Source organism: Streptomyces sp. 7N604 (assembly GCF_052245475.1).
Classification (GTDB): Bacteria; Actinomycetota; Actinomycetes; order Streptomycetales; family Streptomycetaceae; genus Streptomyces.
Genome location: NZ_JBQQBX010000084.1, coordinates 1 through 2,975 on the forward strand (window position 1 = coordinate 1; position 2,975 = coordinate 2,975).

The following is a 2,975-nucleotide window of genomic DNA, read 5'->3' on the forward strand; positions in this document are numbered from 1 at the left end:
CGGGTCTGTCAATCGAACGGTGTAACCAGGGTGGTTGGGGTTACTGACGGGCTGCTGAGAGTCGGCCGTCGAAGGTGATGTCGAAGGCGTTCAGGGCGGTCTTCCAGCGGCTGGTCCAGCGGGCCTGTCCCTTGCCGGTGGGGTCGAGGGACATGATCGCCATGTAGACGCATTTCAGGGCGGCTTGCTCGTTGGGGAAGTGGCCGCGGGCCTTGACCGCGCGGCGGATCCGCGCGTTGACGGACTCGATCGCGTTCGTCGTGCAGACGATGCGTCGGATCTCGGTGTCGAAGCGAAGGAACGGGGTGAACTCCTCCCAGGCGTTCTCCCACAGCTTCATGATCGCCGGATACTTCCTGCCCCACGCCTCGGCGAAGTCGGCGAACCGTTCCAGGGCGGCTTCCTCGGTCGGGGCGGTATAGACGGGCTTGAGCACCTTGGCGATCTTGTCCCAGTCCTGGCGGGCCGCATAGCGGAAGGAGTTCCGCAACAGGTGGATCACACAGACTCCCCCTGTCAACCTTCCTGGTTCTGGATCTTCTTGCGGCGTATTGCGTCGATTCTGTCGAGGGCATGCCGACTGGCCGCGGGGTAGGTCTTGATCACCTCGCGGCTTCAGCGGCCGTCGGTCAGGGGATCAGCTGGTCAGGATGGCCTCTGGACGGTCCTTGAGGTGGAGGGCGGGGTCGTAGCAGGTGTGGTCGGTCCAGCAGCGCCACAGGACGCGGATCCAGCGGGCACCGAGGCCGCGGATGGTGCGGTGGTGTGGCTGACGGCGGTCTCGGGCCTGCTCGTACGCGTCATGCACCCAGGGGACTTCGCGGGTCATGTTGAAGACCCACCAGTCCACCGCGTGGCGCATGCGCTTGTTGGCCGAGTAGCGGAAGCGGACCTGGCGGGTGCGGCCGGAGGCCCGGGTGACCGGGGCGACGCCGGCCTCGGCCAAAAGGGAGGCCGGGGTGGGGAAACGGTCGCGGTCTTCACCCATCTCCGCCAGCAGTGTGGCCGCGCAGGCGCGGCCCATGCAGGGGAAGCTGAGGAAAATCGGCGCATCCGGGTGAGCAGCCAGCAGGGCGTCCACGCGCTTGTCGAGGATGCGGATGTGGTCGTTGAGCAGCGCGAGTTGCTCGGCGAAGAGCTGGGCTGTGAGCTGCTTGCCGGCCACGGTTCCGGGGGCCGCGGTCAGCAGGTGCGTCCGCAGGCGTTCCACCAGCACCTCGGGGCGGGTGCGGCCGGAGTAGCCGTGCCGGCCGGTGAAGGCTCTCATCCGCTCGACGCCGATGCGGCGGGCCTGCTCGGGGGTGGGGTAGTCCCGCAGGAAGGCCAGGCTGATGTCGCGGTCCAGTGAGGAGAACAAGTGGAGCACGGCCGGGTGGTAGGACTGCAGGATGGCCCGCAGCTGGTTCTCCAGGTCGCGCTGGTTCCAGACGACGCGTTCCCTGTCGCGGATGACCGCACGCAGCTCGGCCAGCTGCGAGGAGGCGACCGGCAGGGGCCGCCAGTGCCGGTACTCGTGGCGCAGGCTATCGGCGAGGACGAACGCGTCGAAGGCATCGTCCTTCTTTGGTGCCATCCGGTAGCGTTCCCGCGCCCTGGCGGAGATCTTCGGGGAGACGCAGTAGAGGGTGTGCCCCGCGGCCTGGAGGCATTCGACCAGCAGGCCCTCGCCTCGCTCGATGGCGATCCCGGTCAGTGGGGCGTGTGGGCGCAGGTGCCGCTCGAGGCGTTCGAGACCGTCAGCAGTGTGCGCGTACCGGCTCTGCTGCACGACCTGGCCGATGCCGTCGACGAGGCAGAGCTGGTGGTGCTTCTCGCCCCAGTCCAGACCGGCGAACTTCCCGGCCGTATCGGTGGGGTTGGTGGTTAAGGAGTGGGGCATGGGTTCCGTCCTGTCGGTCCTGGTCACCGACTGGGCGGCCCCGCTGGTACCTCATCTTGGCGCTCGAAGCGCAACTCCCGCTGGCCAGTTCGCGGCCCGCCTCCAGCGGGAGGGACTGGTCTGCATGTGGGCCTCGAAGGCAACGCGTTTGCATAGGTCCTCTCCCGCTGGCGCGGTGACCGGCGGGCGTCTCCCGCCACCTGGGAGTGTGCACGGATGAGGTCTGCACGACCGTCTTGGGCCAGACAGTCTCGACTGCGTCCGGCAGGCCTCTCAGTCCGTCGCAGACGAGCATGAGGACGTCGTTCACGCCACGGTTCTTGATCTCGGTGAGGATGTGCAGCCAGTGTTTGGCGCCCTCGCCGCCGTCGCCGGCCCACAGGCCGAGGATCTCGCGCCGGCCCTCGGTCGTGACGGCCAACGCCATATAGACGGGCCGGTTCGCCACCGCACCGTCGCGGATCTTCACGTGGATAGCGTCGATGAAGATCACCGGATAGACGGCATCCAGAGGCCGGTTTTGCCATTCGGCCATGCCATCGAGGACCTTGTCGGTGATGGTGGAGATGGTCTGGCGGGACACGTCGGCTCCATAGACCTCGGCCAGGTGAGCCTGCACCTCGCCGGTCGTCAGGCCCTTCGCCGCCAGGGAGATGACCATCTCGTCTACCCCGGGCAGCCGCTTCTGCCGCTTCTTGACGATCTTCGGTTCGAAGGTGCCCTCCCGGTCGCGGGGCACGGATATCTCGACCGGCCCGACGTCGGTCAGCACGGTCTTGCCGCGTTTGCCGTTGCGGGAGTTGCCGCCGTTCTTGCCGGCCGCATCGTGCTTGTCATAGCCGAGATGGTCGGTGATCTCGCCCTCGAGGGCGGACTCCAAAAGGCGCTTGGTCAGCTGCTGCAGCAGACCGCCCTCGCCGGTCAGTTGAAGTCCCTCGGCCTGGGCCCGGCCCACGAGCTCGTCGATCAGCTGGTCGTCCACGGACTTGACCGGCTGCGGCTCAACCGACTCGACGCTTTCGGGCTCGGTCACGTTGTCACTGGTCATCGATGCATCTTCCATGATCAGGAGTTACACCGAACGATTTACAGTCCC

At 67.0% G+C, this 2,975-nt stretch carries 1 protein-coding gene and 2 pseudogenes; all 3 read right to left on the bottom strand.

All coding sequences use genetic code 11. The annotated features are described in order from the left end of the window. Nucleotides 1-40 precede the first annotated feature (40 nt). A pseudogene (locus ACTWP8_RS38075) lies at nucleotides 41-505 on the bottom strand (transposase); the annotation flags it as partial. Between the two features lie 132 nt (nucleotides 506-637). Next, nucleotides 638-1,879 (bottom strand): IS110 family transposase, encoded by a 1,242-nt coding sequence (locus ACTWP8_RS38080; protein ID WP_443326626.1) that lies wholly within the window; start codon nucleotides 1,877-1,879, stop codon nucleotides 638-640. Nucleotides 1,880-2,078: 199 nt separating this feature from the next. Then, nucleotides 2,079-2,927 (bottom strand): annotated as a pseudogene (locus tag ACTWP8_RS38085) (IS256 family transposase); the annotation flags it as partial. Nucleotides 2,928-2,975 lie beyond the last annotated feature (48 nt).